Genomic DNA, 25,576 nt, shown 5'->3' with positions numbered 1-25,576 from the left:
GATTATAAGCACTGATAACCTTGTTGTTGGCTTTGCGAACCACCTGGGTAAGCGATTTGACCCGAGCAATTAGTTTGTGCGCAACTAACCCAACAGCCGCCGTATTGAGAAAAGATTTGCATTTGTGTGTAATCCATTGAGCAAGCGTATTGGTTGCCGCGAACAAATACGAACAAGCTAGCATTACCGTTACACTGTTGTGTGCCGTAACCATAACCGTTGTTGTACTGCTGTTGACAGTAATTTACCGGAACAACCTGACCGTTTTGATTATTGATACATTGGCCGTTAGCACCATAAGTATAAAGACCAGCACCGTAAGCATATGCCGTGTTATTGTTACTAGAACGTTTGTTGTTCTTATCACAAGACATTACAAAAGATAATGTTGTGGCTAAAAACGCTATTTTTAAAAGTGTTACTAATGTTTTCATAATTGTTTCTTCCTTTTCAAACTTAGTTAAAGCAACCTCAAGGCCAACTTTTTATATTTCGCGTAAGTTGTTGAGATGACCTAACTATTAGGTTTTGCTGTTTCAGCGTGAGACAGCGTAAAAAAAATGCGAACCGCAAAATTGTTTTACACCCTGTTAAGAAGTGACTATATATAGACCCATGAACGACGAGCACAAGCGGCCTGTTAGCCCACCACCCCCACTGCCCCCAAAAACGATCCTGAAGGACTTCTTGCGCTCATTCTTAGTGCCCACCCTGATCACCAAGTGCTTTGTTTTATATTTCGGAATCATGTACGCCGAACACCCTGACGAAGGCTACGGCTGGGGATTAATTGTCTCAATCAGCTTCACCGTTATCACACTTTCTCTCTTCGCGTGGAAATACCGTAACTACGAAGACCTGTAAAACACCGCTCAATAAAGAAATGCTAAGACTGTCTCAGAATGAGACTCCAGTGAATCACCGTTTGGCCAGAGGCGTACGGCTGAGCAAATAAAAAAAGCCGGAAGGACCCGGCTTTTTTCGTTAATTTAAATGTAGTTTTAAAAAACTGTTCTTTTTAGACCGAACTACTCTTCAGTAGTTGCTGCCATTTTTTCTTTGATCCAAGAAACCGCGTGGCTAACTTTAGCGTAAACGCCGTATTTGTTAGCGCGCGCACAACCTTCACCCCAGCTTACAACACCAATTAAAGTGTGCGTGCCGTCTTCGTTGATGATCGATAACGGACCACCAGAATCACCTTGGCAAGAATCTTTACCGCCTTGTTTGTAACCAGCGCAGATCATTGTTTCAGTGATATCACCTTTGTAAGCTGTTGGAGCGTTACAAGTCGCTTGGCTCACTAGAGGAACCATAACTTTTTGTAACATGTTAGGTAGAGTGTAGCTACCTTCACGAGTCGCACCCCAACCAGCAGTCAAAGACATCATTGGAGCTGCATCTGGATTCGTATCGTCGATAGCAATCTCTGTCTCATTTAATGCGATTGGCGCGTAAGAAGAATTCTCAGCTAATTTGATTAACGCAAAATCGTTATCCATAGTAGAAGAAGAATATTTCTCGTGAGCGATGATTTTTGCAGGTTTGATTTTCTCAACACCTTCTGGATTTTTTTGGTCTAATACGCCAATCCAGATTTCATTGATAGTACCACCACGTACACAGTGTGCCGCCGTTAATACCCAATTTTGAGCGATTAACGATCCACCGCAAAAGTGACCGTAGCTCTTAGAACGTAAAGAAACGATATAAGGAATTTCACCTTTAAGTGCGTTTTCGCCGCCAACGATCTTTTGATTTAATGTTGGTGCAGCAGTAGCAATTGATGAAATTGCAAGCACAGTAGTAACGATTAATGAATTAAGTGGTTTTAGCACAAACTCTCCCCTCATTGTGAGTTTAAACAAATCCGTTTGTTGTGAATCTAGCATTGTACGTTTGTTTATAAATTTTAAGCAAAATTACTGGTTCCATTATTAAACTAGGCAATGGTCTAGTTTTCGTGACTAAGTGCTAGGTAAATTAAACGTAAGTATGTAGAAAAATTGATAAAAACTAGCCCTTTACCGCAAAGCGCGGAGCTTGTTTAAACCAACATTTAATTGTAACTGGCGCAAGTAGTCTACTGCGCCGCTTTTGATTGAAGCCCGCTACGGATCTTCATAAAGATATCAAAATAAAGATACGCCGGATCTGGATTCGGCTGTTGCGTGTGATCTGGCAACATCTTTAAGTTACCGGTGCGCAATAATAGATTTTTGATGTCGGGATTTTGTAATACTTTTTGTTCTGAAGCGCGGTAGATAATATTGTAATGCTCAATTTTACCAGCTTCGGTTTTGTATTCTACTTTTTTACCTTTATAAGTGATCCATTTAATACCTAACTTTTTCATATTGGCATTAGCTGCATCGCCGGCGGCCTTTGATTCAAAGCCCGACATCTTATAAACCTGCTCACGTGTGTAGGGCCATACAACGCTTGGATCTTTCAATCGCTCGTCGTTTGGCCCCTCCGGATACTTCATCCCCTGCCAGAGCCCCTCAACACTGGCATAGTGAATTCCATCAAGTTCAAAATGTGCTTCAGATAAATTAGAAAAAATACCTAATTCGGTACGTTTCGAAAGAATAACTTCGCCCTTTGAGCGATCAGCGGCTTGCGGACCAATTTCCCAGCTTTTTAGTTCACTTGGCGGGATATAAACCCACCAGGCATCCGGGTAGTTGTCGTTAAATTTTGAATCCTGTGCCGTTGCATGAATACAACCGCACAGTAAAAGCGCTGACAATAAACGAAATAAATTCTTCATCGGACTTCTTAGTTTTTCTTAGGATAGAAAATATTCTGTAAAATCTTACGCAGTGGAGTGTCGTAGATGTACGTGCCGTAGTTTAAACCACCGCCGTTACCGTCTGCACGACCGCCATCATGGATACCAACAACACGCAAGGTGATGTAATTGATGATCGTTGCACCAGATGAACCTGGATTAGTATCACAGATGTGGTGGATTAACGCCGGATCAAAATCGGCATCTTGAACTTTCTGAATGCGGCAAGATTGCGACCAGCGTAATGGCAATTCATCCGGGTGAGAAAAAATCGTTACTTTTTCGCCGACTTTAGCGCGTTTTTGTAAATCGACTTTTACGGCCACTGGAGGAACCGGGCTGACTTTTAATAAAGCGTAATCCATTTTTTCGGTTCTTTGCGCAATAATGATTTTTTCACATTTAGAAACCATGTACGGCTCTTTACCTTCGCGGTAGCCCCATTGGATTTCGTTTTCGGCACCCGAACAGTCTTGGTTCTCAATCGGCGAATGCCCTGCCCAGAAACAGTGACCTGCAGATAATACATAACCATCACCGATGTGGGTTGCTGTACAGCCCATACCTAGCTTACCGAAGGCATTAACCATCGATTTAAATTTAGCCGGAATATTAGTGGCTTCAGCGTTAACCGCGATAAGATCATTTTTTCCGATGATTTTTTCGATATCGGCGTCAGCTTTAACAGTTTGTGATCCCATCACGACTGCGAAAGACATTGCTGCTAACGATAACTTGATAAGTGCTTTCATTTTTAACCCCCTTCGTGGGTGTAAGGTCTCCAGTGGTTCCAGAGACGAACTGGTTGTACCCAGATTGGAACCATCTGAAAAGTAAAAATTGCAGGCGTATTAAAGAATTCTCGCCCGAAAAACGCATTGCGTTAGGTCGATAATTGGCACCGCCATTTCTGAAATACTCTTACTTAGAGATAAGTAGCTGAAAGCACGAAAGGAAAGTCGAAATCTTTACAAATTTGCTCATTAAAGGTGATCTCAACCGCACGCAGTGCTAGCGGCCCAAACGGCCACTGGCTGTGGTTAAGCACAACTTTTGAACCATACAGTTGATCGCCGGCTATCGGAAATCCGTGGCGGCTTAATTCTAAGCGTAACTGGTGCGCACGGCCGGTGATCGGGTACATATCCCACTCATTAAACTCGCCACGCTTACCGTGATAGATCGCCCTGGTTTCCGCAGGGTCGCCGTGCGGGGATTCAAACGAGCGGCGTTTACCGCGCAGGATCTTCATCTTCCAGTTCAGCTCTTGCCTTTGAGTTAATTCTAACTTCTCGCGTGCCGCCGGAATATTTTGTGGCCAGTGCGAAAAACTCTGGTCCAAAGTTAAAGCTTTGTATTTTTTTTGAAGTAATTTTTTAGCAAACCAATCTTGCGAAGCTTTGTGGCCGCGCGAATTTTTTGCGAACAGGATTAAGCCACTGACCTCAAGATCTAAACGGTGCACCGGAAAAATCTGAATGCCCTTTTGTTTTTGCAGTTCCAGACCTAAACAAGGGCGATCACTTTTATGGCGGTCAGGCACACTTAACACCCCTGCCGGTTTGTCACAGGCAATAAAGTCGTTATTTTCAAAGACCACGTTAATAACCGACATTATTTTTTCTTAAGACCCACTAAAAAAATTTCTTTTGAAATCTTACGGGTAGAGTCCGGCTTAACAGCTTCGAATTTTTGAAAGTCTTTTTGAATCTCAGCACGAAGTTTAGAAAAATCATCCGAGTGAAACAGTTTACAGACAAAGTGCCCGTCTTTTCGTAAAAACTTACGGGCCACGTTAAGTGCGATTTCACAAAGTTCATACGAACGAGCCTGGTCAGTGATACGTATACCCGTCGTTTTCGGCGCCATATCTGACAACACCACATCAAACGGCTCATTAAAGCCATACTCTTTAAAAATTTCCTCAAGGTTGACATCACGCAGATCAGCCTGAATGAATTTGGCATTGCTCATGGTTTTTGCCAGTTTTTCTGGAATTTCAGTTAAATCAGCGCCAAGCAGTCGGCCGTTTGGACCAATCTTTTTCGAACAGTATTGTGACCACGATCCAGGAGACGCCCCCAGATCCAAGATCTTTTGACCGGGAGAAATAATTTTGAATTTTTGATCAATCTCTTCAAGTTTAAAAATCGAACGAGCCACAAAGTTTTGCTCTTTAGCCTTTTTAAAATAGTGGTCTTGAATCTTATAAGTCATGGCTGTGAAATACCAAAAACTTAGACTTCTGTCACAGATTCAATGTATAATTGTCGTTATATGGAAATTATCTGGATACTTATTGGATTTTTTGCACTGGTAACGATGGTTTTTATCGCAATTGCGATCTTTTTACCCGAGTGGGTGGGCATCACAGGCAAAAAAGCCCTAGAAATCCAAAAACACCAACACAATAACGACGAAAACAAACAAAAGGACGACCGAGAGGTCGGCCCTAAGTAGCTCTTTTAACCTGAACTTTGCTTAAAAAGAAAATCCCAAAGACAAACAAGATTAACAGACTTAAGATCGTCTTTTGCGGATGCCCGAACACACGGGCTGCCAGCGCCATCAGTAATGGCCCCATCACCGAAGCAAATTTACCTAACAGATTGAAAAAACCGAAATACTCGCCCGATTTTTCCGGTGGTATCAGATAAGCAAACAGAGCACGCGATAAGGCCTGCACCCCGCCCTGGGCCAACCCGATGAGCACTGCCATGACGTAGAAATGTTCTGGCTTGGTCATCACCGCAGCCCCCATCACCACAAACACATAGATCAGTAAACAGCCTGTGATAACCGACTTACTGCCAAACTTAGTCGCCAGCCAGCCGGTAAAATACGCCGCCGGAAATCCGACAAATTGCACCAGTAATAAAGCCTTAATCAGATCACCGGCCTCAAAGCCAATTGAAATTCCGAAATCCACGGCCATCGACATTACGGTGGAAACCCCGTCTATATAAAACCAGTAGGCAACGATAAAAATAAACAGGTTTTTTTGCCTGAATAATTCAAGAAATGTTCGATTTAACTCCTGAATTGATTTTACAAAAAGCTGAGACGCCGACTCACTACTTGGCATGGCCTCGGGCTCTGGTGTGAATAAAAAGGTCGGGATCGAAAACACCAACCACCACACTGACACCGTTAAAAACGACCAGCGCACGCCTTCAGCGCCACTGCTTAAACCGAAAAATTCCGGCTTCTGAAACATCAACACATTGACCAAAAAAAGCAATCCTCCGCCTAAGTAACCCAGCGAAAAACCAAACGAAGAAACCTGGTCAAATTTATCCGGCGTGGTCACACCGACTAGCAGTGAATCGTTAAAAACCACACTGGCGGCCGCACAGAAAAAACCCACACCGTATAATACCGCGGCACTCATCCAGTCCCCTTGTGGAACAAAGAATAACCCCCCACAGGCTAAGGCGCCGATCAGCATAAAAAAGCCTAAGAATTTTTTCTTTGAGCGGCGGTAATCTGAAAGTACCCCTAGCCAGGGAGATAAAACTGCTAAGCAGAAACCAGAAATTGCCAGAATAAACCCCAAGCGTTCGGTGCTTTGACTGACGGTGGCTTCGGTGTTCCAGTATTTTTTAAAAAATACCGGAAAAAAGCCAGCCATAACGGTGGTGTAAAACACGCTGTTTGCCCAATCGTATAACGCCCAAGAGAGTACTTTTCTATTAATCATTGCCTTATTTTTAAGTGAAACGCCGCGAAAGTCTTGTAAAAAAGTAAAAATTCAGTGCATTAATTGGCATCACTTGGACTTGAGCGACAAAATCCGATAGACGCTTAAGTCTATTAATTAAGGAGCTCGTGTCTATGAAATACGCTTACGCGACAGTGATCGTTCTTTGTCTTTTAGCTTCGACCTCTTGGTCAGCTTCAAACCCAATGATCAGAAACTGCAGATTAGCCGGCGGACAATTTACGGTTGTCGAAACTAAAGGCGAAAGAGTTAATGACCAGTGGGCACTTTGCAAATTTGATAAATCTTATGTTGGTGCTTTAGATGTTATGCTGTTTAACTCGAAAGAAGTTATGCCGACAGCTTTTGATGAGTACAGCAACGGGATCTATGAGTGCTCAGGCCAGATCAAAGCGGCGCGCGTGCTAAACACGACAAATGATTTTTTGATCTGCCAGTACGGCGATAACTCAATCATCGATTTAAATTCGCTATTTCTTGGCTTCTATAGCCCAGAAAATTTCCAGTTAAACAAATTCTTAGGTTTATAATTACGATTTCATGCAACCGCTACCGAAGGCTCTGAATGATAAGTTTGATGTCGAGCCTTCGATTGTCTATCAGGACCAGGATCTGCTGGTTCTGATGAAGCCTTCGCACGTTTACGTGCACCCGCCCGAAGACCGCATCGCGCGAAAAACCGTAGGGCGCAAAACCTGCCTGCACTGGCTTAAAGACAAACACCAGATTATCGCTCACCCGATTCACCGCCTGGATTTTGCCACCGAAGGGCTGGTGATCTTTGCCTTACACAACAAGGCCGCATCCGAGATGAACAAAATGATGCGCGCGCATTTGATTCAAAAAGCCTATGATGTAGTGGTGCGTGGCTGGTTTAGAGAAGAACACGGCGATATTAAACTTCCGCTTGAGCTTGATTCAACCGGCGAACTGGTTGAGGCGCACACGGTGTATTCCACGACCAAAAAAATTGAGTTAAATTATTCTGTGAATTCTAAGTTTCCGACGAGCCGTTATAGTTTACTTCACGTTGAACTTAAAACCGGGCGCTGGCACCAGATCAGACGTCATATGAACCGCGTGGCCCACCCGATTGTCGGCGACCGTGAACACGGTGATAGCCATCATAACCGTTTTTTCAGAGACGAATTAAAAATCAATGGGCTGTGTTTAAAGGCGAAGAAGTTGAAATTCACCCACCCGTTTGAAAACAAGATTGTTGAAATAGAAGCTCCGCGCACGGAGCTTTGGGATCGGATCGAACAGCTATTTACTAATTAGTTTGCAGCTGTTTTTGGTTTGTTCTTTTGAGCAAGTTCTTCTGGCGACATGCCCCATGGCGACCCTTTAGGACCATCACGACGTCCACCTTTTTTACCGCCACCGCGCGCATCAGTTTTAGCCGGAGCCACGTAAGGTTTAGCATCAAATGATTCTACACAGTAAAAATGGCCATCTACATTTTGGAATTTAGGATTAGGGGTTTCGCCTTCAGCAAAGCTGGCCACTAAAACGCGGCGAACAGCTGTTTTACCCGCAGCTAAATCAGCGGCTGCTAAAGCGTAAGTAATTTTATCGCCTTCGTATTTGAATGTTTCACCAATGGCTGCAGAAATTTCTTCAGCAGATTTGCCTTCAGCAACTAGCGCCGTTTTAGCGGCTAAAACTTTTTGTAATGTAGCTAGTGGAAATTCAGTAATTGATTTCATTATAATTATCCTTTTGTTTTGTTTGACTGACTATGCGATTTTAGGGGCGATTAGACAAGGTATATTTGCTGGCTTCGCTTCAGAACAGGTTCTGCTCGAAGCAGATCAAAATCAGCTATCACTTTTAAGCCATTTTAAATATTCAGAGATATTTTTTTCAAAACCGCTCGCTGAAGGCTCGTAAAAAACTTCTGGTTTAGCCTGCGGCGGCCAGTAATTTTGTTTAACCCAACCTTTTGGGTGATTGTGCGGGTATTTATACCCTTCACCTTTAGAGGCTGAACGTAAGTGCACCGGAAGCTCAGGCGTTCCGGTTTTTTGCACGTATTCGATGGCTGCATTTATTGCCAGATAGGCTTTATTCGATTTCGGGCAGCTCGCCAAATAGGTGACGGCCTGGCCGATATTGATTCTGGCCTCAGGCATGCCGATCGCTTCAACGGCCTGCAAACAAGACGTGGCAATGGTTAAGGCCCGTGGGTCGGCGTTACCGATATCTTCCGAGGCAAAAATAATCATCCGGCGCACGATAAAGGCCGGGTCTTCGCCGCCTTCAAGCATGCGCGCACAGTAATAAAGAGCCGCATCCGGGTCTGAACCACGCATTGATTTAATAAAAGCTGAAATACAGTCGTAATGTTGATCAGATTTTTTGTCGTAGGGAATAATCTTTCTTCCCATCAGTTTTTCAAGTTCTTCGACGGATAACGGAAACGGGTCTTCATCGGTTTTAACTTTGTAAAACTTAATCACCGTCTCAGTGATATTTAATAATCTGCGGGCATCACCATCAGCGGTGTTGATTAATAAATCCTTAGTTTCCGGTAAGAATAAATCATCGGTGGTAATATTTAATTCTTTGGCGGCTTTTTCTAAAATTTTACTTAACGCCTCAGGTGTCAGCTTTCTGAACTCAATCACCTGACAGCGGCTTAAAAGAGCTTTATTTAATTCATAGCTTGGGTACTCGGTAGTAGCCCCGATAAGATAGACATCGCCTTTTTCAACATAAGGTAACAGCACATCCTGCTGGGATTTATTAAATCGATGAATCTCGTCGACAAAAAGTAAAGTTCGCTGCTGGTACTGAAGTTTTCTGGTACGTCCGGCTTCACAGGCTGCTTTTAAGTCTTTAACGCCGGCATCGACTGCGTTCATCTGGATAAAATGCGCTTTTAAGTTTTTAGCAAGGCTTACGGCCAAGCTGGTTTTACCGGTGCCCGGTGGCCCCCAGAAGATCAGATTTAACAACTGCTCACTTTTTAGGATGCGATAGAAGGCGGACTTTCCCGAGAGCACATGTCCCTGCCCCAGAACTTCGTCAAACGTTTTAGGACGAATACGTTCTGCCAACGGCAGTAATTCAGGATCAACTTGGGTTGCAAACAGGTCATTTTCCACTGATGTTTTTTTACCTCTACTTACCTCAGATATGAAACAATTTCGCAGCCAGACACAGATTTTGTCACAATTATGATTTTCTCGTTCCCTTTAGGCCTAAGATTACTTAGAAAAGCAGCTCTAAAAAAGGAAATCAGGGAATTATGAAAACGCAAAGTGTTTTTCAAGCAGGGTTACGTACGTGGCTCACGTGCTTATTTATTATTTTTTTAAGTTTCGGACAAACAGCTCAAGCTTTAGAGCTGACACCAGAACAATACCCGTTTCCAAGCAAAGATCCGTACATGGCCACCGTGCTGTCTACCTTCTCTCCATCAGAACTAAAATATGATGAATGGACGTTAACCTATCGCCCTGAACGTCTAAAGATGAATTTTCCGCTGCAAAAACCAAAGATCAACCTACAGGCGTTTCTACAGAAAAAAGAAGCCCCGCTCGTTATGATTATTGCCGGCCTTGGCGGCGACAGCTCTTCGACAAATTCTGCTGCCTTAGGTGATGTGTATGCTAAAGCCGGCTACCATGTGATCTGTTTACCTAACAATATGTCATGGTCATATACACAGGCTATTTCTGAAACCGGTGTGCCCGGCTTTATGCCGACCGACTCCGTCGAATATTACAAATTCATGCAGTGGATCTTAGACTACGCCAAAACTAAAAAAGGCCTTAAATACTCGTCGATTAATTTAGTCGGCTATTCTAATGGCGGCGTCTTAGCCGGCTTTTTAGCACCGCTTGATAAAAAACAGGCTAAACCGTTATTTAAAAAAGTATTATTAATTAATCCTGGTATTGATGTTCTTTACGGTATCCAGCAGCTGGATTATTTAAACGACACCGTGGGTGGCGGCATTTCACTGGCTTGGAAAAATCATATCAAGGGTGCTATTTACACCCATGCCGGAGATATTACCGCAGCTAAAGATCCGGTACAGGCACTGTTTAAAATGATCAACGATCTAAAAATCAAGCCAAACCATATCCAGTGGATTATCGGTGATACGTACCGCGAATCTCTTCGCTGGATTATTGTGGGCTCACACTTTGTAAAACCACGTGTTTTAAAATCACCGTTTTCAAAATTTAAATTAAATGCGCTTGAAGCCGAAGCCCGCACATACAACTTTTTAGATTATATGAACCTTTGGGTTATCCCGACGTTACCGGCAAGCTATGCCCACGGCAACATTCCCTATGACACCAGCCTGTATTCGCAGATGGAAGCCCTACGCCAAGATCCGCGGGTATTTGTCTTTACCAATCAGGATGACTTTTTACTTAAGCCCGAAGATATCCCGATGTTACGTAAAAACTTTGGTGAAAGATTGTTCTTATACCCTTACGGCGGCCACATGGGTAATATCGTTGCTCCCTTCAACGTAAAAATGTACTTAAAGGTCAGCCAATAATGTTAAAAATAATTTTTGCCGTTTTATTTTATACCCAGTTAGCCCAGGCGGTTAGTTTTAAAGTGATCGGCAAAAACGGCGAAGTCTTAGCGGCTGGCGAACACCTGGCTAACTTGCCACAAACCGTGGGCCAGATCTCGATTGATTTTTTTAATGCTGCAAAAATTCCTTTTGTCGGTGATATCGACGGTATCGTCAGTATTCATGGTTTAGGTTCTGATATGGATTTAATTTCTGACAGCGAAATGAAAGCTTACGGCTGGTGTTATTCCGTAAACAGAAGTGTGCCGGAAGATTTTGTTCATAAAATTAATATCGATGCACAAAAAACCGAACTTATTTGGTTTTATGCTTACGCTTACTACAGATCTGGTCAGTGGACCCACCAGTGCGTGCCGCACGGCGAAGTAGCCAGTGAAGAAGTTTTGTGAGCGGTGCCATTCTGAGTTTTTTTGCGGTGTAACCGATGGGGACAAAACGCCTTGTTGGTGCACCAGCCTACCGACGGTTAAAAATATCCCACCAGAATTCAACGACTGTTTATGCGCTAAGTGTTTGAATGAATTTGCAAACAAAGAAACTGCACATAGCAACTCTGAAACTGAAGAAGCAGATTACTATTTTGACACCAACGGACTGATGGTGTTTTCAAAATCTTACCATTTAAAACGCGGTTACTGTTGCGGTAGCGGCTGCAGACACTGCCCGTATTAAAGTCTTTGCTTTTTAACTTCACTCATCTTACAAGACTCACGTCTTAAGGGGATGATTATGAAAAAACACATTTTAAAAACTCTCGCTGTGATCACTGCTTTTTTAACAGTGGCTTTGATTTACGGTGAGGCACAAGCGCAAGAAGTTGTTCAACAAGAAACTGAACTAACAACTGAACTGACAGAAGAACAAACAGCAGAGGTGGAGGAATTAGATCCATCAGCGCCAAACATTGAAGAAATTCTTCAGGAGATGGATAAAGAATATATCCGTGCAACCGGACAACTTCCTTATCTTATGCCGGATTTCTTAGAAAGATCTTGTCAGCGTTTTGACTGCCCGGTTTACGCCGAAGTCAGAAAAAGCGAACAGCGCATGTATCTATATGTTCGTGGTGCTTTAGCCCACACATGGTTAGTATCAACCGGTGCCCCAAAATCTGAAACACCGCTTTGGGAAGGTCATCCGAACGGCCGCATTTACGATGTTTATACCTCTAAAGCCAACCCGGGCGGCGACTATAAAGGGTTAGGTAATATGCCGTATGCCGTGTTTTTACACGGTGGCTACGCGATTCACGGTACGGTTGAATCTAACTTTAAAAAACTTGGCAAAAAAGCTTCACACGGCTGTGTGCGTTTACACCCTGATAACGGCAAAATTTTTAACCGTCTGGTTCGCCAGTACGGCATTGCCGGCACCTGGGTCTCAATTATCAAGTAACGGCTAAAATTTAACCTATACCTTACGGAAAAACTCATCTAAATTCGGATGAGTATGAACGATGGGTTTTTCCGCAAAAATTTTACCTTTATCAGGATCTGTGTCGCCGCTTCGGTCCTGATTTCAACGCTGGTACTTATTGGCTGGGCCATCGACAGTTCGATCTTAAAAAGCGTGCTTCCCGGTTATATTTCCATGAAAGCCAATACCGCCATCGGTATGTTTTCGCTGGCACTGACACTTTTTTTCTTTGCTGATCACGATCGCTTAATCCGCCCGACCTGGCATCGACGCCTGACAATTATTTTCGCGAGTTTTACGTTACTCATTGGAGCTGCAACGCTTCTGCAATATTTCTTTGATCTAAATTTCGGAATTGACGAATTGTTGTTTCCTGACCCGGTTCCTGCAGGGGCCCGTTTCCCGCCTGGGCGACTGGCTCCGATTACGGCGATCAATTTTATCCTGATCACCCTAGGAGTCTTTCTTTGCTTAAATCACAAAGAAAAGTTTAAAGGTCTTGGCCTGTCGCTGTTCTTTTTTGCCTTTCTTATCTCGTTTCAGGCCCTGATCGGCTATTTCATGGGAGTAACCTACACGTTTGGCACAGCTTATTACACACAAATGGCCGTGCATACGTCGATTGTATTTATCATATTAACTGCAGGCTTTTTACTGGCTCGTAAAACAACCGGCATCATGCGCATCATCACCGCAACTACCACCGCCGGACGCACAACCCGACTACTGATTTTTACCGCTATTCTGGTTCCGCCACTTGTTAACTTTTTTCAGCTCAAACTAGAACAGCTGCAATTAGTAGATTCTAATTTCGGCGTTTTAATCCGCGTCATGGGAAGCGTTGTCTTCTTTTTTATTATCATCTGGAAAATGGCTCATAACTTAGATAAGGTCGAAACCCTACAGGCCGAAACCGAAAATAAACTGGTCATAGCCAACCTTAATCTTGAACAACGGGTTATCGAACGTACCGAAGCAGCAGTCAAAAACGAAGCCAAAGTGCGTGCGATTTTAGAGTCTGCTTTTGATGCGATTGTCGGCATGGATCATACAGGCATAGTAACCGAGTGGAATCCACAGGCCGAGAAAATTTTTGGCTGGAGCAAAGCTGAAGCCGTCGGCCGCAGAATGTCGGATTTAATTATTCCTGAACGCTACCGCCAGAGACATGAACAAGGACTTAAACATTTTACCGACACCGGCGATGGACCTGTTCTTAATAAAAAATTCGAAATTTCAGCACTCAAAAAATCAGGTGTTGAATTTCCGGTTGAGTTATCGATTACGCCGCTTAAATCCGATGAGCACTATATTTTTACCGCATTTATTTCAGACATCACCCAGCGTAAAGACGATGAATTGAAATTAAAAAACCTGAATATCGAACTGGAAAAAGCAGCCGGCGAAGCCAAACAGGCCTCTGAACTAAAGAGTCACTTTTTAGCCAATATGAGCCACGAAATCCGAACGCCGATCAACGGTGTAATCGGCATGTCTTCTTTGGTGTTGGACACCAACCTCTCGCCGCAACAGCGTGAATATATTGATATCATCCGCAGCTCAGCCGACAGTTTACTATCGATTGTTAATGATATTTTAGATTTATCAAAAATCGAATCCGGAAAGATGGAGCTTGAAAAGATCGATTTTGAAATTTCCAGTTTAGTGCACGACCTGACCAAAACCTTGAACTTAACGGCGATGCAAAAGGGTTTAGGCCTGCGCACGATCTTACAGCCAGGCTTAGTTGAGAATGTGATCGGTGATCCGGGCCGTATCCGACAGATTTTAATAAACTTAATCGCTAATGCCATCAAATTTACTCCTGAAGGCGAAGTAGTTATCCGTGGTAGTGTTATCAGCAACAACGAAAATAAAATCGGAGTGCGTTTTGAAGTCGAAGATTCCGGCATCGGTATTTCGGATGAGAATTTAAAAAAATTATTCCAACCGTTCACACAGGCAGATTCTACAATGAGCCGTAAATTCGGCGGTACGGGGCTTGGTTTATCGATCTGTCAGCGCCTAGTTGAACTGATGCACGGTCAAATCGGCGTAAACAGCACCGAACACAAAGGCTCTACCTTCTGGTTTGAAATCACGCTTGATAAATCACAGAATAAACATGCCATTCAGGCGCAAAGCTTTGAACAAGAACAAACAGGTCTTAAAATCGGCCGCATTTTGGTTGTTGAAGATAACTTCGTAAATCAAAAAGTAGCGCGCGCAATGCTGGAAAAAATCGGCCATCGTGTAGATACCGTCGGTAACGGCTTAGAAGCCCTGCAGGCATTGGAACAATTTCCGTATGATTTAGTGTTAATGGATTGCCAGATGCCGGAAATGGATGGCTTTGAGGCGACCGTTGTTATCCGCAGCGGAAAAAACACGAAAATCCCAATGCAGGTTCCGATTATTGCCATGACCGCAAATGCATTATCCGGTGATAAAGATCGCTGTCTTGCCGTTGGTATGGATGATTATATTTCTAAACCTGTTAGTATTAATGCCTTAAACAAACTATTACAAAAGTGGTTACCATGAGTATCGAATCATTGCTTCCGTTTATTAAAGAAATCGACCGACTAAAATTAATCGACCGCAACACCCCGATTCATGCTGGTGGCCGCGTTGAAAACACCGCCGAACACAGCTGGCATTTAGCCATGACAGTTCTGGTGTTTGAAAAAATGTCGCCGGTAAAACTTGATATTAACAAAGCCGTTAAAATGGCACTTTTGCATGACGTGGTCGAAATCGACGCCGGCGATGTGATTATCTACGGCGACCAATCGAGCAAAAAAGATAAAGAGGCCCTGGCCCGTGACCGCATATTCGGCCTTTTGCCAGAATCCCTTGCCACTGAATTTAAAGCGATCTGGGATGAATTTGAAGCCGGCGAATCACCTGAGGCAAAATACGTTTCTGCCATCGACCGTTTTTTACCGCTGTATTCAAACTACTTAAACGGCGGTTATTCCTGGAAAAACCACGGTGTCAAAGCCGATAAAGTGATCGGAAAATGTGAATCCCCGATCAACGGTGGGCTTCCGGAGCTGTGGTTAGTCGCACAAAAAATGATTCAGGAATCGATTCAAAACGGAAATCTAAAAGAATAAACTTACGGATCTGTGTATTCAGCTATACCGAACATATTGTTTTGCTTATAGACAAAGAACAGCGAATCACGGCCGGAATCATAAAACAATGAGTTCGATGCACAACTCATTGTTGAAATCGGTAGTGTTAATTGAATTTCCGAGTCGGTGACCACATTGCGTTTATACAAATTGCCAGACGTCGAACAGTAAAAGACAAACTCATCTGCACCATTCTTATAATAGTCATACGAGATAAAATTATTGTCCATGGTTTCAAATAAATTCACTACTCCGCCCAGAGTTGGCAGCGTGTACAGGCTGTTCTTGCCACGCATCGTGAACAGCCAGCTACTGGTGTTAGTGTCGTATTTATAGCGGGTCTGAACTGAATCCGAAGACGTATGGGCAATCGTGCACGTCGTAGAACTTACCCCAACACAAACGGTACCGCTTAAGGTGTTGGAGATAGCGGTCGTACCGTAGACGATAGTATTGGCTAAGCTTGATTGATTAATCGAACGGACAGTGACTCTATCTCCAGAAACACCGTGATGCGCTGGCGCGTAGATTAGTAATTCACCGGCATTAAGACCGACATAACTTACGCGCGTAGCTGAATCCTGCACGACATCGTCTCCCTGCAAGACCCATACACCAGTCGCCAAATCGATATACGAAATATCATTTGCGGCTGCATAGTGATAAATGCGGTTATTCACACTATCAACGATAAAACTACACGGCATGCCCCAACTACAGCTCGGCATTCTGGTAGCGGTCGCACTAACTGCTGTAGCAGGTGTACCACGCTCGGTATTACCAGCAACATGCACTAAATTTCCGCCAGTTAAGGAAAACTTAACAAGCATATTTTCTTGCTCATTCTTTACATAAATATCGTCACCTGCTTTTTCAAAAAAGGCGACTTGTGAATAGCGGGCACTGATTGGATTAAAACCAACACCGAAGTTACGCGGCTGGCCGGCAATGGTCTGCACTAAACCACTGCTATCGACCGTTCTGATCACTCCTAAATCGACAAAATAAATTCGTCCGAACTCAGAGACAAAAGCGGCCATCACAACTACAGGACATGACAAAGCAGGCGTTCCGTCTTCACAGCGGCCATTTACACCATTACCAAGAACGGTATCAAAGGTGTTTGTAGCTGCATTATACTTTTTGAGCGACCCGCGCCCCTGATTCAACACATAGATATTGCCATCAAGTCCGGTAAATTTATGTGATGACCAAACTGTTTGCGGGGGATGTGGCGCTGTCGCCACACCAGTTGTTAAATCAAAATTGGTATTATAGTACGGATAACTTGCCGCTGCTGAACCACACGAGGCGCTTGTGCTTGAACTCATCCGGCGCATGATTTTAGTTATTTGTGAATCGGCCTTGGTAAAAGTAAAAGCCGCGTTTGAACCAGAACAAGCCACGTTATCAAACGTTGCCCGCCAGCTCACCATATCATCAGTACCCGTCCCCGTCATAGTGATGTGCAGCTTCACTTTTGAATCCGACGGATCATAGAACCAGATCTGATTAGATTTATTAAAGTAGATACGGCCATTCGGAGTAACAGTGATCTGGTCACTGTAGGATGACGAAATACTTGCTGATAAAGCGTCAGCACCATCAGAAGAATCTGCACCGCCCCCGAATAAAGTTGAAATAGTCCATGGATTGGTACTTGTATTAATTTTTCTAACTCTATTATAGTCCCAGACAATTACATTGTCGTCGTAGTCAATCGTCATACGGTGGATGTCTCTGAAAGTAGCTGCAAATACACTGCCACCATCACCGGTAGACGTCGTTCCAGTCTCTAAGGCAACATCACGAATAATACCATCTTGTGGCGACACATAAACTAATCCACGCCCCTGACTTCTAAAAAAAACATACCCGGTTTTAGTAACCACTAAAGCCTGATTATCATTATTATCATTATAGCTTGATTCGTTCGGTGAAAATAGCACCGCTTTTGTCGCAGCTCCGCCGATACCGATACTTGTATTTCCTGATAAAAATTTAATTTTTCCGGTATTTAATGGATTAGAAACATCAAACACAATAGAACCTACAGCGTCGGTGACAACTAAGCGGATACGGTAATAACTGTTGGTCGGCGAAGCCGCTACCCACTTATAACAACCGGTTTCAGCACCGGAAATTGTACAATCACCATTAATGGCATTATTAAGACCACTTGCCAGCGTCGTAAAGCTTGTGTCATTAGTCGTATATTGTAAAGAAACATTGCCGGCGGGAATTGCTAAATTATCATCGATGGTCCATTTAATGTATAAATCCTCACCGTATAATACAGTGGTATCACTTACCCCTAAAGGCGACGTTGAACTGTCAAAACCTGCTGCAATAATATTTGATAAATTCGGCGGAGGGTCCGGCGTGAAATTGACAACAAATGAGTCGACATTGGCTGTGCCTTGGCCAGACAGAGAACTGATTAAGCCCGCCGTGTTTTTCCACCAGACCGTTACATTGTATTCACCGACAACTGAACCAACCTGAAACTGGTAATTGTTAATTACGATGTTTTTACTCTCAGGAACACTGATCGCCTGAAGCGTGGTCCAGCAGGCATCATTAGCTGCAGGATGAGCGGTATTATTGTAACGCAGGCAAAATGCCGTAATGTTGGCGATATCGTCATTTGCACTGAAGTTAATTAATACGTTTTTATTATTGGTACTTGATACACCACCGTTAATAACCAGTGCAGTTGCTACCGGTGCGGTCGAATCAATAATAAAATTCGACGATAGTTGTTGCACGAAGTTTCCGACTAAATCCACTGCCGTTAAACGCAGGCGGGCCTGGTCAGTTGTAACCATTGGTACCGATGTCCAATTAAAGCTTCCGGTTTTCGTCTGGCTTGTTGCCAGCGTTGACCACGAAGATCCATCGTAGGCTTCTAACTGAATGGCTGCCTGACTTGCATCTGATACGGCCCAGGTAATCGCAACCGAAGACGTACCACCCGACACAGCGCTAACAATCGTAGGTCCCGCCGTTACTATCGGTGATTCCGTATCTAAAAACATTTGTACGCTGTATGCTGAATTTGCCACATTACCTACTGCATCTTTAGCCCAGGCATACAGCGTGTGACTGCCGTTACTGGTTACAAGTGTTGAAATTCCAGATGAATTGGTGTTGCAGGCTTGCCAGCCGGCTACCGAATGCAGTGGTTTAACGTTTGTTTCCGTAATCAACACCGATTCGGTATCGGTACAGGAGCCTAAAGTCATCAGCACAGTTGCATTTTGCGTATTAACATCAGAATTTAAGATAAGACCTGGAGCTGTCGGCGCCAATGAATCAATACCAAATTGACCTGAATACACAGTACGCGATAGTCCAGCAGCATCTGTAGCTATAAGTCTAACTGTTGCGCTGGTTGTATTTATCAGTGGCAATGCCCACTCATAATTTCCTGAAGTAGCTGAAGCCATTGAGGTTATCGTTGTATAACTTCCGGCATCAACAGCATATTGTAATGTCACATTGGCAATGCCTGTAGTCGCATCAGACACAGTGTATGTCACTGTCTCAGAACTGCCACCACGTTTTGCACCAGCGGCCAAATTAATCGAAGCATTTGGCATTTGCGAATCCAGAACAAAGCTTACCGATTTTGAAAGTGAAATCACACCGAGTTCATCAATGGCCCACAAGTACAATTCTTTGTTTCCGTCAGTCGAGTCAAAATTAACATTCAGGGTTTGGGTTCCGCTGGTCGTGCAATCAATGTTAAATTGCATAATCCCCGGAGCTGTAGCTGACTCCGTGATCGCCATGTGTGAAAAGCTATCGCAATTAGCCATATTCACACCGGTAGAAATATTTAACTGAATCGAATTTGTCGTGCGCGGTGATGGTGTTGATACATCAATGGACAAATTCGGCGCCACCGGCTGGATGTTATTGCCGACCGTAATCATGAACGATTTTGTGTAATAAGGTTTGCTTAAATCAATCTCGCCCAGGCCATCATCTTTACCTACATAAATATCAATCTGGTGTGTTCCGGCTGCATTGGCGTGCGGAGTGTAGTGCCATGTTTTAGCCGATGACCGCACCACCCCGTTTAACTTCCACTTGTAAACAAATGAATAATTCGGATCGACATGAAATGTACTGACTGTTAACGGATGAATTTGTTGTTCGTTAAAAATATTTACTGGTACGGTAAACTGCACTTCCGGTCTGACATTTTTAATCACTTCCGGCGAAGCTCCGAAAATCTGGGTAAAGATCGCCGCCGGCTGTGCCGAGTTTGTTAAAGAGTCAATCACGTCTTCGTTCGTTGCACCGGTCACCGTACTGATTAAAGTCTCAACTTCTGATTTCAGTGCCTCGTTAAGTTGTTTATTAACCAACGAACCCGCATTTACGATCTGCGAAATCACTGTCGACTTAACATCAATGTGTTGAGAGGTGTTATAGCCCGTGATCGGACGATTTAAAAACGCTCCCGTACAGTCTTCGGCTCTGACTATTAGCCCCACTGTCGAGGCCGAATCGTCAATTTTAAGCTCGTTAAGGTCAAAGAGGTAATAACCCTTATCATCAACACTCGTCGTAGCCAGTGGCGCTGTCGCATCGATGCTGCCATCGTTTTGTAATCGGTAAAGTTTAACCTGCACCACATCACAATGTGCCGATACGGACTGGGCTACAGTTTTAGAAGACACTTTAGAGTTTAGGCCGGTCAGTGCACCCTCAACCTTACCGGAAACAATCAAGGGCTGCATACCGGCGATATCGACCGGTAACTTTAACGACATCTGGTCGAATAAAACTTTGTGACATGAAGTAAAAGAAAATGACAGGGCGATAAGAACCAATAGGTTTCTTATCGCAAGTGTTTTTTGAATAAAACAGCTTAACGCACCAGACGACTCCACTCTATATTTATCGGTGTGCCAGACGTACGCCTTAAGCAAAAAGTTAGCTAAAACTGAAGAGAGTCTCGCCGTTTTACTTTGAGATTTTCTTTAATTTGCTGAGTTCTGCAACCACTCTTTCTGAATCTAATGCAGGGTCAACTTCTTTCATGATATTTCTGATTTTTAAATCCGGATCAATGATAAAAGTCCAACGTTTGGACATGTTCATCAATGGCATTTTCGAACCATAAGCCTGGGTTACTTTTCCGTCGGTATCAGCCAACAAATCAAAATTTAATTTCTGTTCCTTATGAAAAAGTTTCTGATCTTCAATGGTGTCAGTGCTCACGCCATAAACTTCAGCACCCAGCTCGCGGATTTTTCCGATACTGTCACGGAAAGCGCAGGCCTGTTTGGTACATCCCGGCGTACCCGCTTTCGGGTAAAAATACAAAATCGTCCATTTGCCTTTGCGCGACTTTAAATCAAACTCGGCGCCGGTATGAGTTTTTACTTTAAAAACCGGAGCTGCCTCGTTGAGTTTTACATCGCTTGCCAGAGTGCTTTCAGTGATCATCCATGTGCTTAAAAGCAAGAAAACGGCCATTACGAGTTTCATATTAAATTCCTCCGTGTAAAAAATCTAAACCCAAAAAAGCCCCGTGTGCAATGAGTATTTGTGACGTATTCTCCCATGAAAATCATGAAATTAACCGCCCTTTTGCAAAAACATGAAAGCACAAAAGCTTCCGGACTTCTTTTGAGTTTGGGTGATGGTTATTTGGTTTTAAACAACAGTGTTTATGGTGCTGTACGTAAAAAGGTTCAGACCCTTGATTTTAATTTTTCCTCAAGCCCAACGTTGGCCTATCTGGCATTTCCGATGAGCCAATTAGAAAACTTATTGGCAGCAAAAACCATCTACTTTCAGGATAACACCAGCATTTTATCGGAACTGGATCAAAAAATTCCGCAACAGATCAGCTGGGACCATATCGGCGGCAATTTAAAACCAAACTACGTTTTTCATGAATCCTGCCATGCCATCGCCAGAACTGTTTCTTCCCGTCTGGGACTAGCCGCAAACAAAGATCAAAAAACGAAACTTACGGCCATGCTGCTTGAAGAATCCTTTGCCAACACCTGCGAATTCTTAGCCATCGCGGAAGCTCATGATGCAACCCACATGACTTTTCTGGAGACCAATTCTTTTTTTACCCGTTTTGACGACCGCACCCATCTTAAAAACCTGATCCAGGATGTCGGACTAAAAAAAATATGCCGGTTTATGCTATTCGCTTACCTGCATAGCAATTTTTTAAACGAACATTTCACGCCCCAACAGTTTTTGCGAGTTAGCAAATTAACTTTCGAGCATAAAGCGCTTAAAGCCTTAAGCAAAAATGCGTTTGAACTAAGTCCCGGCTTTCGCTTTAACACCACTGAATTCTATTTACGCCTAAACGGCATCAATGCGAATGTTCTTGATGCGTTAGCATTTGATTATTTAACCATTATCGAACAAAATCCAGCTTTCCTAAAAATGATTGATGAGCTTACGGAGATCTTTCCATGACAGACCATGTACCACCCAAACCACCCAATTCGTTCCGCATCACTTTAGATCTTATGCGCCCTGCCGGCCGCTTAGATGTGGTTCTTCTTCAGGCCATCAAAGCCCAGAACGAAAATCTGACATTACGTGAAATCTCACGCACAGCTTTTAAAGAATTATTTAATGCCGGAAAAATCCAGATCAAAGGTCAAAATGCAAGACCATCTTCGGGCATTGCCCGCGGCATTACCTATGTTGATATTTTGGGGTTTAAACAAAAATGATTTCGACAAGCAATGTAAGCCTTCGTTTTGGCGGCAAAAAATTATTTGATGAAGTAAATGTTAAATTCACTCCGGGTAACTGCTACGGTTTAATCGGAGCCAACGGTGCCGGCAAATCAACGTTTTTAAAAATTCTCTCTAAAGAGTTAGAACCGAACACCGGTGAAGTGATCATTCCACCGAAAGCCCGCCTGTCGGTTTTAAAGCAGGATCACTTTGCCTATGACGAATTTACCGTAATGAACACCGTGTTAATGGGTAACTCACGCCTTTATAAAATCATGAAAGAAAAAGAAGAGCTTTACAGCAAGCCTGATTTTTCTGATGCCGACGGCGAACGCGCTTCGGAACTAGAAGCCGAGTTCGGCGAACTTAACGGCTGGGAAGCTGAATCAGATGCTGGTGTATTGTTAGCCGGTTTAAATTTAGATGATTCTTACCACCAACGTTTAATGAAAGACTTAAACGGCGGTGAAAAAGTTAAAGTACTTTTAGCACAGGCCCTGTTGGGAAAACCGGATATTTTACTGCTGGATGAGCCGACGAATCACTTGGATATCTACGCGATTGCCTGGTTAGAAGACTTTTTATTAAACTTTGAAAACACGGTGATCGTGATTTCCCATGACCGTCACTTTTTAAACAAAGTTTGCACTCACATGGCGGATATCGATTATGGCAAAATAACCTGCTACAGCGGCAACTACGATTTCTGGCGCCAATCGAGCGAGTTAAAGCAGCGCCTACTGGCTGACCAAAACAAAAAATCAGCCGAGAAAGCCGAAGAACTTAAAGCGTTTATCGCCCGCTTCAGTGCCAACGCTTCTAAATCACGTCAGGCCTCTTCGCGCTCTAAACAGTTAGAAAAATTGGAATTCAACGACTTGCCTGCTTCATCACGCAAAGTGCCGTTTATCGGTTTTGATATGAAGCGTGAATTAGGTAATGACGTGTTAGCCGTTGAAAACCTTAATTACTCGTTAGACGGCCAGACAATTTTAAAAAATGTAAGCTTTAGAATTAACAAAGGCGAAAAAGTGGCCTTTGTCGGCCGCAACGATTTAACGAAAACGATTTTATTCGACATCTTAGCCGGCGAAAGAAAAGCTGACTCAGGAACAATCAACTGGGGCATCACAACGACCACCAGTTATTTCCCGAATGATAATAGCAAGTATTTTCAGGGCGATGAAGACAGCTTAGTTAACTGGTTACGCCAGTACTCAGAAGACAAAGACGAAACATTCTTACGCGGTTACTTGGGTAAAATGTTATTCGGCGGCAATGATGCGTTAAAAAAGCCAAATGTTTTATCCGGCGGCGAAAAAGCGCGCTGTATGTTTTCTAAGATGATGTTATCAGGTGCCAACGTATTAATTATCGATGGCCCGACAAACCATTTAGACCTAGAAAGTATCACGGCCGTCAATGAAGGTATGGAGCGCTACAAAGGCACTATTCTTTTTACTTCACACGATCATCAGTTAGTTCAGACAGTGGCCAATAAAATTATCGAAATCGACGAGACTGTGATTTTTGATGATAAAACCACCTATGACGAATATTTAGAAAAACGTAAAGCTAACCACTAGTTGTTTTACGTTTTATTTTTGGTTCCCAACACTTGCATTTGTTCTTTTGTGAGTACAATAAATAGCCCCGTAGATTTAGCGTAAACTTTATCTACGTCAAAAAGCTCAGCTTCGATAAAGATCTTACGTTTATCAATCGAGGTGATCCTTCCGCGCAGCGAGTACTGTCGCAAAACCGGAACCATTTCCATGAAGGCTACATCGATCTTGGCCGCAACGACGCCGTAGCCGTGCGCCCAGCCGGTTGAACCCATCACTTCGTCTAACACAGCGGCCTGACAGCCGCCGTGTACATGCCCCGGTGGCCCAGCCGTCGCCGCACCAAACCACACTTCGGCATTAAGCTCGTGGTGGATATGCGATTTGAGCAAAACCATTTCTAACTGGGTTGAAGATAATAAAAACGCCCCCTGGTTATCACCGGGGTAAGGCTTGGGCAGTTCTAACTGGGGATCATATTTTAAGTGTTTTTTTACTGACATAAGATGGCCTATAGCATTGCCTAAGTGACTTAAAATGGCAAATACCTAAGCCTTCAACACGACGTAGACTTTATCTAAAATATAGGCTATTTCCCGTAAGCCATTAAATTGCATAACCCTTGCCGGTGGACCAACCTAAAAAGAGGACTCTATGAAACTGAATTCTTTATTTTTGACGGCAGCCTTAACATTTTCGGCTCTTTCAGCTCAAGCAATTGTAAAAAAAGAACAGGTTAATGTTTGGCCAACGATCCCGTTTATCCGCGGTGCTGACCTTTGTGTTTACAAAGACGCCTACAGCCAGACCCGTACCCAGTACATGAACAGGATGGTCGGCTACGCCAAAGATCTGATGCAAGCAGGTGCTAAAGGGTCTGAAGTTTTACCTATGCTTGTAGGTTTTAATAAGCTCTACGATCAAAACCTGGCCGCCGCAAACCAATACAAATATATGGAAGTCACCTTAGAATCGACACTAAAATCTTATATGAGTGATTACTACCGCAACCTACGCCCGCGCGTTCAGCGTTTAAGTTTTACCCGCGTCAATGACGTGATGAGTGTGGTGCGTGCCGCAGCTAACGGCCAACGTGATGGTTATCTAGATCAAGCCTTGGTAAATAAATTGGATTATATCGCCTACGGAACTTATGCCCTAGCCCCGAACTGCCAGGGCGATATTCAGGTCACTTTACACATGATCGGAAGCGACGGCGAAGAAATCTCTTACGTAGGTCACGGCCAACCTGCCGTGGTGATGAGCCAGATCGCCTCGCGTATGTTTGAAGATTTTCAGCGCACAAAATTTCCGTCGACTTTAAAGGTTGGCAAAAAAACATTAACACTTTTAGGTGCAATGAACGGTTCAGTGGAAAAAACTTTTTCGCCAAAAAATGCAGAACGTGCATGTGATACGTTAGGCGGTCGTTTACCGACCGGCTTAGAACTAGAAATGATCGACGCTTACGGCGACTGGAACGGTGGCGTGAGCATTAATACTGCTGTGTGGGCGCTGGCTAATGACTATGTCTACCACCCGCAACTACGTAACCCTTCACCGGTCCGCTCACGCACAGAAGTAAACCAACCTGACGAGGGTTTTTCTTACTACTGCGTGCAGGATTAGGTTTTTTGGGGCATAT

26 protein-coding genes are annotated in these 25,576 nt (G+C 43.6%); 14 read left to right on the top strand and 12 right to left on the bottom strand.

Going from position 1 to position 25,576, the window contains the following annotated elements:
• Window positions 1–2: 2 nt before the first annotated feature.
• Window positions 3–434 carry a hypothetical protein gene (locus AC04MM_RS09995; RefSeq protein ID WP_475380210.1) on the bottom strand — a complete coding sequence of 144 codons (432 nt, stop codon included), beginning with the start codon at window positions 432–434 and terminating at the stop codon, window positions 3–5.
• A 253-nt stretch (window positions 435–687) separates the two neighbouring features.
• Here AC04MM_RS09995 and AC04MM_RS09990 point away from each other — a divergent pair, with 253 nt between their 5' ends.
• Window positions 688–864 (top strand): hypothetical protein, encoded by a 177-nt coding sequence (locus tag AC04MM_RS09990; protein WP_475380209.1) that lies wholly within the window; start codon window positions 688–690, stop codon window positions 862–864.
• 164 nt (window positions 865–1,028) lie between these two features.
• On the opposite strand, the gene AC04MM_RS09985 is transcribed toward AC04MM_RS09990, so the two are convergent.
• The 5 genes from AC04MM_RS09985 to AC04MM_RS09965 form a co-directional block, all read right to left on the bottom strand.
• Window positions 1,029–1,838, bottom strand: a complete 810-nt coding sequence (locus AC04MM_RS09985) for a S1 family serine peptidase (RefSeq protein ID WP_475380208.1) — start codon at window positions 1,836–1,838, stop codon at window positions 1,029–1,031.
• A 245-nt stretch (window positions 1,839–2,083) separates the two neighbouring features.
• Window positions 2,084–2,773 (bottom strand): NADAR family protein, encoded by a 690-nt coding sequence (locus tag AC04MM_RS09980; RefSeq protein WP_475380207.1) that lies wholly within the window; start codon window positions 2,771–2,773, stop codon window positions 2,084–2,086.
• Between the two features lie 8 nt (window positions 2,774–2,781).
• On the bottom strand, window positions 2,782–3,546 hold the full coding sequence (locus tag AC04MM_RS09975; RefSeq protein WP_475380206.1) for a trypsin-like serine peptidase: 765 nt from the start codon (window positions 3,544–3,546) through the stop codon (window positions 2,782–2,784).
• A 173-nt stretch (window positions 3,547–3,719) separates the two neighbouring features.
• The gene (locus AC04MM_RS09970) at window positions 3,720–4,409 is read right to left on the bottom strand and encodes a pseudouridine synthase (RefSeq protein WP_475380205.1); all 690 of its coding nucleotides are present in this window, start codon (window positions 4,407–4,409) and stop codon (window positions 3,720–3,722) included.
• On the bottom strand, window positions 4,409–5,011 hold the full coding sequence (locus AC04MM_RS09965; RefSeq protein WP_475380204.1) for an RlmE family RNA methyltransferase: 603 nt from the start codon (window positions 5,009–5,011) through the stop codon (window positions 4,409–4,411). The genes AC04MM_RS09970 and AC04MM_RS09965 overlap by 1 nt, the downstream gene beginning before the upstream one ends.
• 42 nt (window positions 5,012–5,053) lie before the next feature.
• Here AC04MM_RS09965 and AC04MM_RS09960 point away from each other — a divergent pair, with 42 nt between their 5' ends.
• Window positions 5,054–5,254, top strand: a complete 201-nt coding sequence (locus AC04MM_RS09960) for a hypothetical protein (RefSeq protein ID WP_475380203.1) — start codon at window positions 5,054–5,056, stop codon at window positions 5,252–5,254.
• On the opposite strand, the gene AC04MM_RS09955 is transcribed toward AC04MM_RS09960, so the two are convergent.
• Window positions 5,247–6,494 (bottom strand): MFS transporter, encoded by a 1,248-nt coding sequence (locus AC04MM_RS09955; RefSeq protein ID WP_475380202.1) that lies wholly within the window; start codon window positions 6,492–6,494, stop codon window positions 5,247–5,249. The genes AC04MM_RS09960 and AC04MM_RS09955 overlap by 8 nt on opposite strands.
• Before the next feature lie 134 nt (window positions 6,495–6,628).
• Here AC04MM_RS09955 and AC04MM_RS09950 point away from each other — a divergent pair, with 134 nt between their 5' ends.
• Together AC04MM_RS09950 and AC04MM_RS09945 are read left to right on the top strand one after the other, a co-directional pair.
• Window positions 6,629–7,045, top strand: coding sequence for a hypothetical protein (locus AC04MM_RS09950; RefSeq protein ID WP_475380201.1), 417 nt, complete (start codon window positions 6,629–6,631; stop codon window positions 7,043–7,045).
• Between the two features lie 10 nt (window positions 7,046–7,055).
• Window positions 7,056–7,796, top strand: a complete 741-nt coding sequence (locus AC04MM_RS09945) for a pseudouridine synthase (RefSeq protein ID WP_475380200.1) — start codon at window positions 7,056–7,058, stop codon at window positions 7,794–7,796.
• Here the strand turns inward: AC04MM_RS09945 and AC04MM_RS09940 are convergent.
• Entirely contained in the window at window positions 7,793–8,224 is a 432-nt protein-coding gene (locus tag AC04MM_RS09940) for a hypothetical protein (RefSeq protein ID WP_475380199.1), read from the bottom strand. The genes AC04MM_RS09945 and AC04MM_RS09940 overlap by 4 nt on opposite strands.
• Before the next feature lie 111 nt (window positions 8,225–8,335).
• Window positions 8,336–9,625 (bottom strand): replication-associated recombination protein A, encoded by a 1,290-nt coding sequence (locus AC04MM_RS09935; protein ID WP_475380198.1) that lies wholly within the window; start codon window positions 9,623–9,625, stop codon window positions 8,336–8,338.
• A gap of 143 nt (window positions 9,626–9,768) precedes the next feature.
• Here AC04MM_RS09935 and AC04MM_RS09930 point away from each other — a divergent pair, with 143 nt between their 5' ends.
• From AC04MM_RS09930 to AC04MM_RS09905, 6 genes are read left to right on the top strand one after another with little or no spacing between them, the layout of a single operon-like run.
• Window positions 9,769–11,037 (top strand): alpha/beta hydrolase family protein, encoded by a 1,269-nt coding sequence (locus AC04MM_RS09930; RefSeq protein ID WP_475380197.1) that lies wholly within the window; start codon window positions 9,769–9,771, stop codon window positions 11,035–11,037.
• A complete protein-coding gene (locus AC04MM_RS09925; RefSeq protein WP_475380196.1) occupies window positions 11,037–11,468 on the top strand; it encodes a DUF4430 domain-containing protein in 432 nt (143 codons plus the stop codon). The genes AC04MM_RS09930 and AC04MM_RS09925 overlap by 1 nt, the downstream gene beginning before the upstream one ends.
• Window positions 11,452–11,751 carry a cysteine-rich CWC family protein gene (locus tag AC04MM_RS09920; protein WP_475380195.1) on the top strand — a complete coding sequence of 100 codons (300 nt, stop codon included), beginning with the start codon at window positions 11,452–11,454 and terminating at the stop codon, window positions 11,749–11,751. Before AC04MM_RS09925 ends, AC04MM_RS09920 begins: the two co-directional genes overlap by 17 nt.
• A gap of 57 nt (window positions 11,752–11,808) precedes the next feature.
• Window positions 11,809–12,474 (top strand): L,D-transpeptidase, encoded by a 666-nt coding sequence (locus AC04MM_RS09915; protein ID WP_475380194.1) that lies wholly within the window; start codon window positions 11,809–11,811, stop codon window positions 12,472–12,474.
• Between the two features lie 54 nt (window positions 12,475–12,528).
• Complete coding sequence (locus AC04MM_RS09910) at window positions 12,529–15,039, top strand: hybrid sensor histidine kinase/response regulator (protein ID WP_475380193.1); 2,511 nt, start codon at window positions 12,529–12,531, stop codon at window positions 15,037–15,039.
• Window positions 15,036–15,614, top strand: a complete 579-nt coding sequence (locus AC04MM_RS09905) for an HD domain-containing protein (protein ID WP_475380192.1) — start codon at window positions 15,036–15,038, stop codon at window positions 15,612–15,614. The genes AC04MM_RS09910 and AC04MM_RS09905 overlap by 4 nt, the downstream gene beginning before the upstream one ends.
• A gap of 2 nt (window positions 15,615–15,616) precedes the next feature.
• Here AC04MM_RS09905 and AC04MM_RS09900 read toward each other — a convergent pair whose 3' ends face one another.
• The gene (locus tag AC04MM_RS09900) at window positions 15,617–20,419 is read right to left on the bottom strand and encodes a hypothetical protein (RefSeq protein ID WP_475380191.1); all 4,803 of its coding nucleotides are present in this window, start codon (window positions 20,417–20,419) and stop codon (window positions 15,617–15,619) included.
• Window positions 20,420–20,612: 193 nt separating this feature from the next.
• The gene (locus AC04MM_RS09895; RefSeq protein WP_475380190.1) at window positions 20,613–21,140 is read right to left on the bottom strand and encodes a peroxiredoxin; all 528 of its coding nucleotides are present in this window, start codon (window positions 21,138–21,140) and stop codon (window positions 20,613–20,615) included.
• A 75-nt stretch (window positions 21,141–21,215) separates the two neighbouring features.
• Between AC04MM_RS09895 and AC04MM_RS09890 the strand changes: the two genes are divergently transcribed.
• Genes AC04MM_RS09890 through AC04MM_RS09880 form a run of 3 tightly spaced genes read left to right on the top strand, consistent with a single transcriptional unit; the run spans window position 21,216 to window position 23,952 of the window.
• The gene (locus AC04MM_RS09890) at window positions 21,216–22,097 is read left to right on the top strand and encodes a hypothetical protein (RefSeq protein WP_475380189.1); all 882 of its coding nucleotides are present in this window, start codon (window positions 21,216–21,218) and stop codon (window positions 22,095–22,097) included.
• Complete coding sequence (locus AC04MM_RS09885) at window positions 22,094–22,360, top strand: hypothetical protein (RefSeq protein WP_475380188.1); 267 nt, start codon at window positions 22,094–22,096, stop codon at window positions 22,358–22,360. The genes AC04MM_RS09890 and AC04MM_RS09885 overlap by 4 nt, the downstream gene beginning before the upstream one ends.
• Window positions 22,357–23,952: an ABC-F family ATP-binding cassette domain-containing protein gene (locus AC04MM_RS09880; RefSeq protein ID WP_475380187.1), complete on the top strand. Its 1,596-nt coding sequence runs from the start codon at window positions 22,357–22,359 to the stop codon at window positions 23,950–23,952. The genes AC04MM_RS09885 and AC04MM_RS09880 overlap by 4 nt, the downstream gene beginning before the upstream one ends.
• 5 nt (window positions 23,953–23,957) lie before the next feature.
• On the opposite strand, the gene AC04MM_RS09875 is transcribed toward AC04MM_RS09880, so the two are convergent.
• Window positions 23,958–24,434, bottom strand: a complete 477-nt coding sequence (locus AC04MM_RS09875; protein ID WP_475380186.1) for a PaaI family thioesterase — start codon at window positions 24,432–24,434, stop codon at window positions 23,958–23,960.
• A 151-nt stretch (window positions 24,435–24,585) separates the two neighbouring features.
• Between AC04MM_RS09875 and AC04MM_RS09870 the strand changes: the two genes are divergently transcribed.
• Window positions 24,586–25,560 carry a hypothetical protein gene (locus tag AC04MM_RS09870; RefSeq protein ID WP_475380185.1) on the top strand — a complete coding sequence of 325 codons (975 nt, stop codon included), beginning with the start codon at window positions 24,586–24,588 and terminating at the stop codon, window positions 25,558–25,560.
• Window positions 25,561–25,576: the final 16 nt, after the last annotated feature.

The sequence above is a fragment of the Bdellovibrio sp. SBM16 genome (assembly GCF_056175625.1).
The sequence above is the reverse complement of the archived record's forward strand: the minus strand, read 5'-3'. Positions and strand labels throughout refer to the sequence as shown.

Bases quoted from the DNA above. Each gene is read 5' to 3' on its own strand.
- AC04MM_RS09940 (WP_475380199.1), bottom strand. From the start codon at position 8,224: ATGAAATCAATTACTGAATTTCCACTAGCTACATTACAAAAAGTTTTA.
- AC04MM_RS09915 (WP_475380194.1), top strand. From the start codon at position 11,809: ATGAAAAAACACATTTTAAAAACTCTCGCTGTGATCACTGCTTTTTTA.
- AC04MM_RS09965 (WP_475380204.1), bottom strand. From the start codon at position 5,011: ATGACTTATAAGATTCAAGACCACTATTTTAAAAAGGCTAAAGAGCAA.
- AC04MM_RS09900 (WP_475380191.1), bottom strand. From the start codon at position 20,419: ATGTCGTTAAAGTTACCGGTCGATATCGCCGGTATGCAGCCCTTGATT.
- AC04MM_RS09885 (WP_475380188.1), top strand. From the start codon at position 22,094: ATGACAGACCATGTACCACCCAAACCACCCAATTCGTTCCGCATCACT.
- AC04MM_RS09980 (WP_475380207.1), bottom strand. From the start codon at position 2,773: ATGAAGAATTTATTTCGTTTATTGTCAGCGCTTTTACTGTGCGGTTGT.
- AC04MM_RS09950 (WP_475380201.1), top strand. From the start codon at position 6,629: ATGAAATACGCTTACGCGACAGTGATCGTTCTTTGTCTTTTAGCTTCG.
- AC04MM_RS09930 (WP_475380197.1), top strand. From the start codon at position 9,769: ATGAAAACGCAAAGTGTTTTTCAAGCAGGGTTACGTACGTGGCTCACG.
- AC04MM_RS09995 (WP_475380210.1), bottom strand. From the start codon at position 434: ATGAAAACATTAGTAACACTTTTAAAAATAGCGTTTTTAGCCACAACA.
- AC04MM_RS09975 (WP_475380206.1), bottom strand. From the start codon at position 3,546: ATGAAAGCACTTATCAAGTTATCGTTAGCAGCAATGTCTTTCGCAGTC.
- AC04MM_RS09875 (WP_475380186.1), bottom strand. From the start codon at position 24,434: ATGTCAGTAAAAAAACACTTAAAATATGATCCCCAGTTAGAACTGCCC.
- AC04MM_RS09890 (WP_475380189.1), top strand. From the start codon at position 21,216: ATGAAAATCATGAAATTAACCGCCCTTTTGCAAAAACATGAAAGCACA.
- AC04MM_RS09945 (WP_475380200.1), top strand. From the start codon at position 7,056: ATGCAACCGCTACCGAAGGCTCTGAATGATAAGTTTGATGTCGAGCCT.
- AC04MM_RS09960 (WP_475380203.1), top strand. From the start codon at position 5,054: ATGTATAATTGTCGTTATATGGAAATTATCTGGATACTTATTGGATTT.
- AC04MM_RS09955 (WP_475380202.1), bottom strand. From the start codon at position 6,494: ATGATTAATAGAAAAGTACTCTCTTGGGCGTTATACGATTGGGCAAAC.
- AC04MM_RS09905 (WP_475380192.1), top strand. From the start codon at position 15,036: ATGAGTATCGAATCATTGCTTCCGTTTATTAAAGAAATCGACCGACTA.
- AC04MM_RS09925 (WP_475380196.1), top strand. From the start codon at position 11,037: ATGTTAAAAATAATTTTTGCCGTTTTATTTTATACCCAGTTAGCCCAG.
- AC04MM_RS09895 (WP_475380190.1), bottom strand. From the start codon at position 21,140: ATGAAACTCGTAATGGCCGTTTTCTTGCTTTTAAGCACATGGATGATC.
- AC04MM_RS09970 (WP_475380205.1), bottom strand. From the start codon at position 4,409: ATGTCGGTTATTAACGTGGTCTTTGAAAATAACGACTTTATTGCCTGT.
- AC04MM_RS09870 (WP_475380185.1), top strand. From the start codon at position 24,586: ATGAAACTGAATTCTTTATTTTTGACGGCAGCCTTAACATTTTCGGCT.
- AC04MM_RS09880 (WP_475380187.1), top strand. From the start codon at position 22,357: ATGATTTCGACAAGCAATGTAAGCCTTCGTTTTGGCGGCAAAAAATTA.
- AC04MM_RS09910 (WP_475380193.1), top strand. From the start codon at position 12,529: ATGAACGATGGGTTTTTCCGCAAAAATTTTACCTTTATCAGGATCTGT.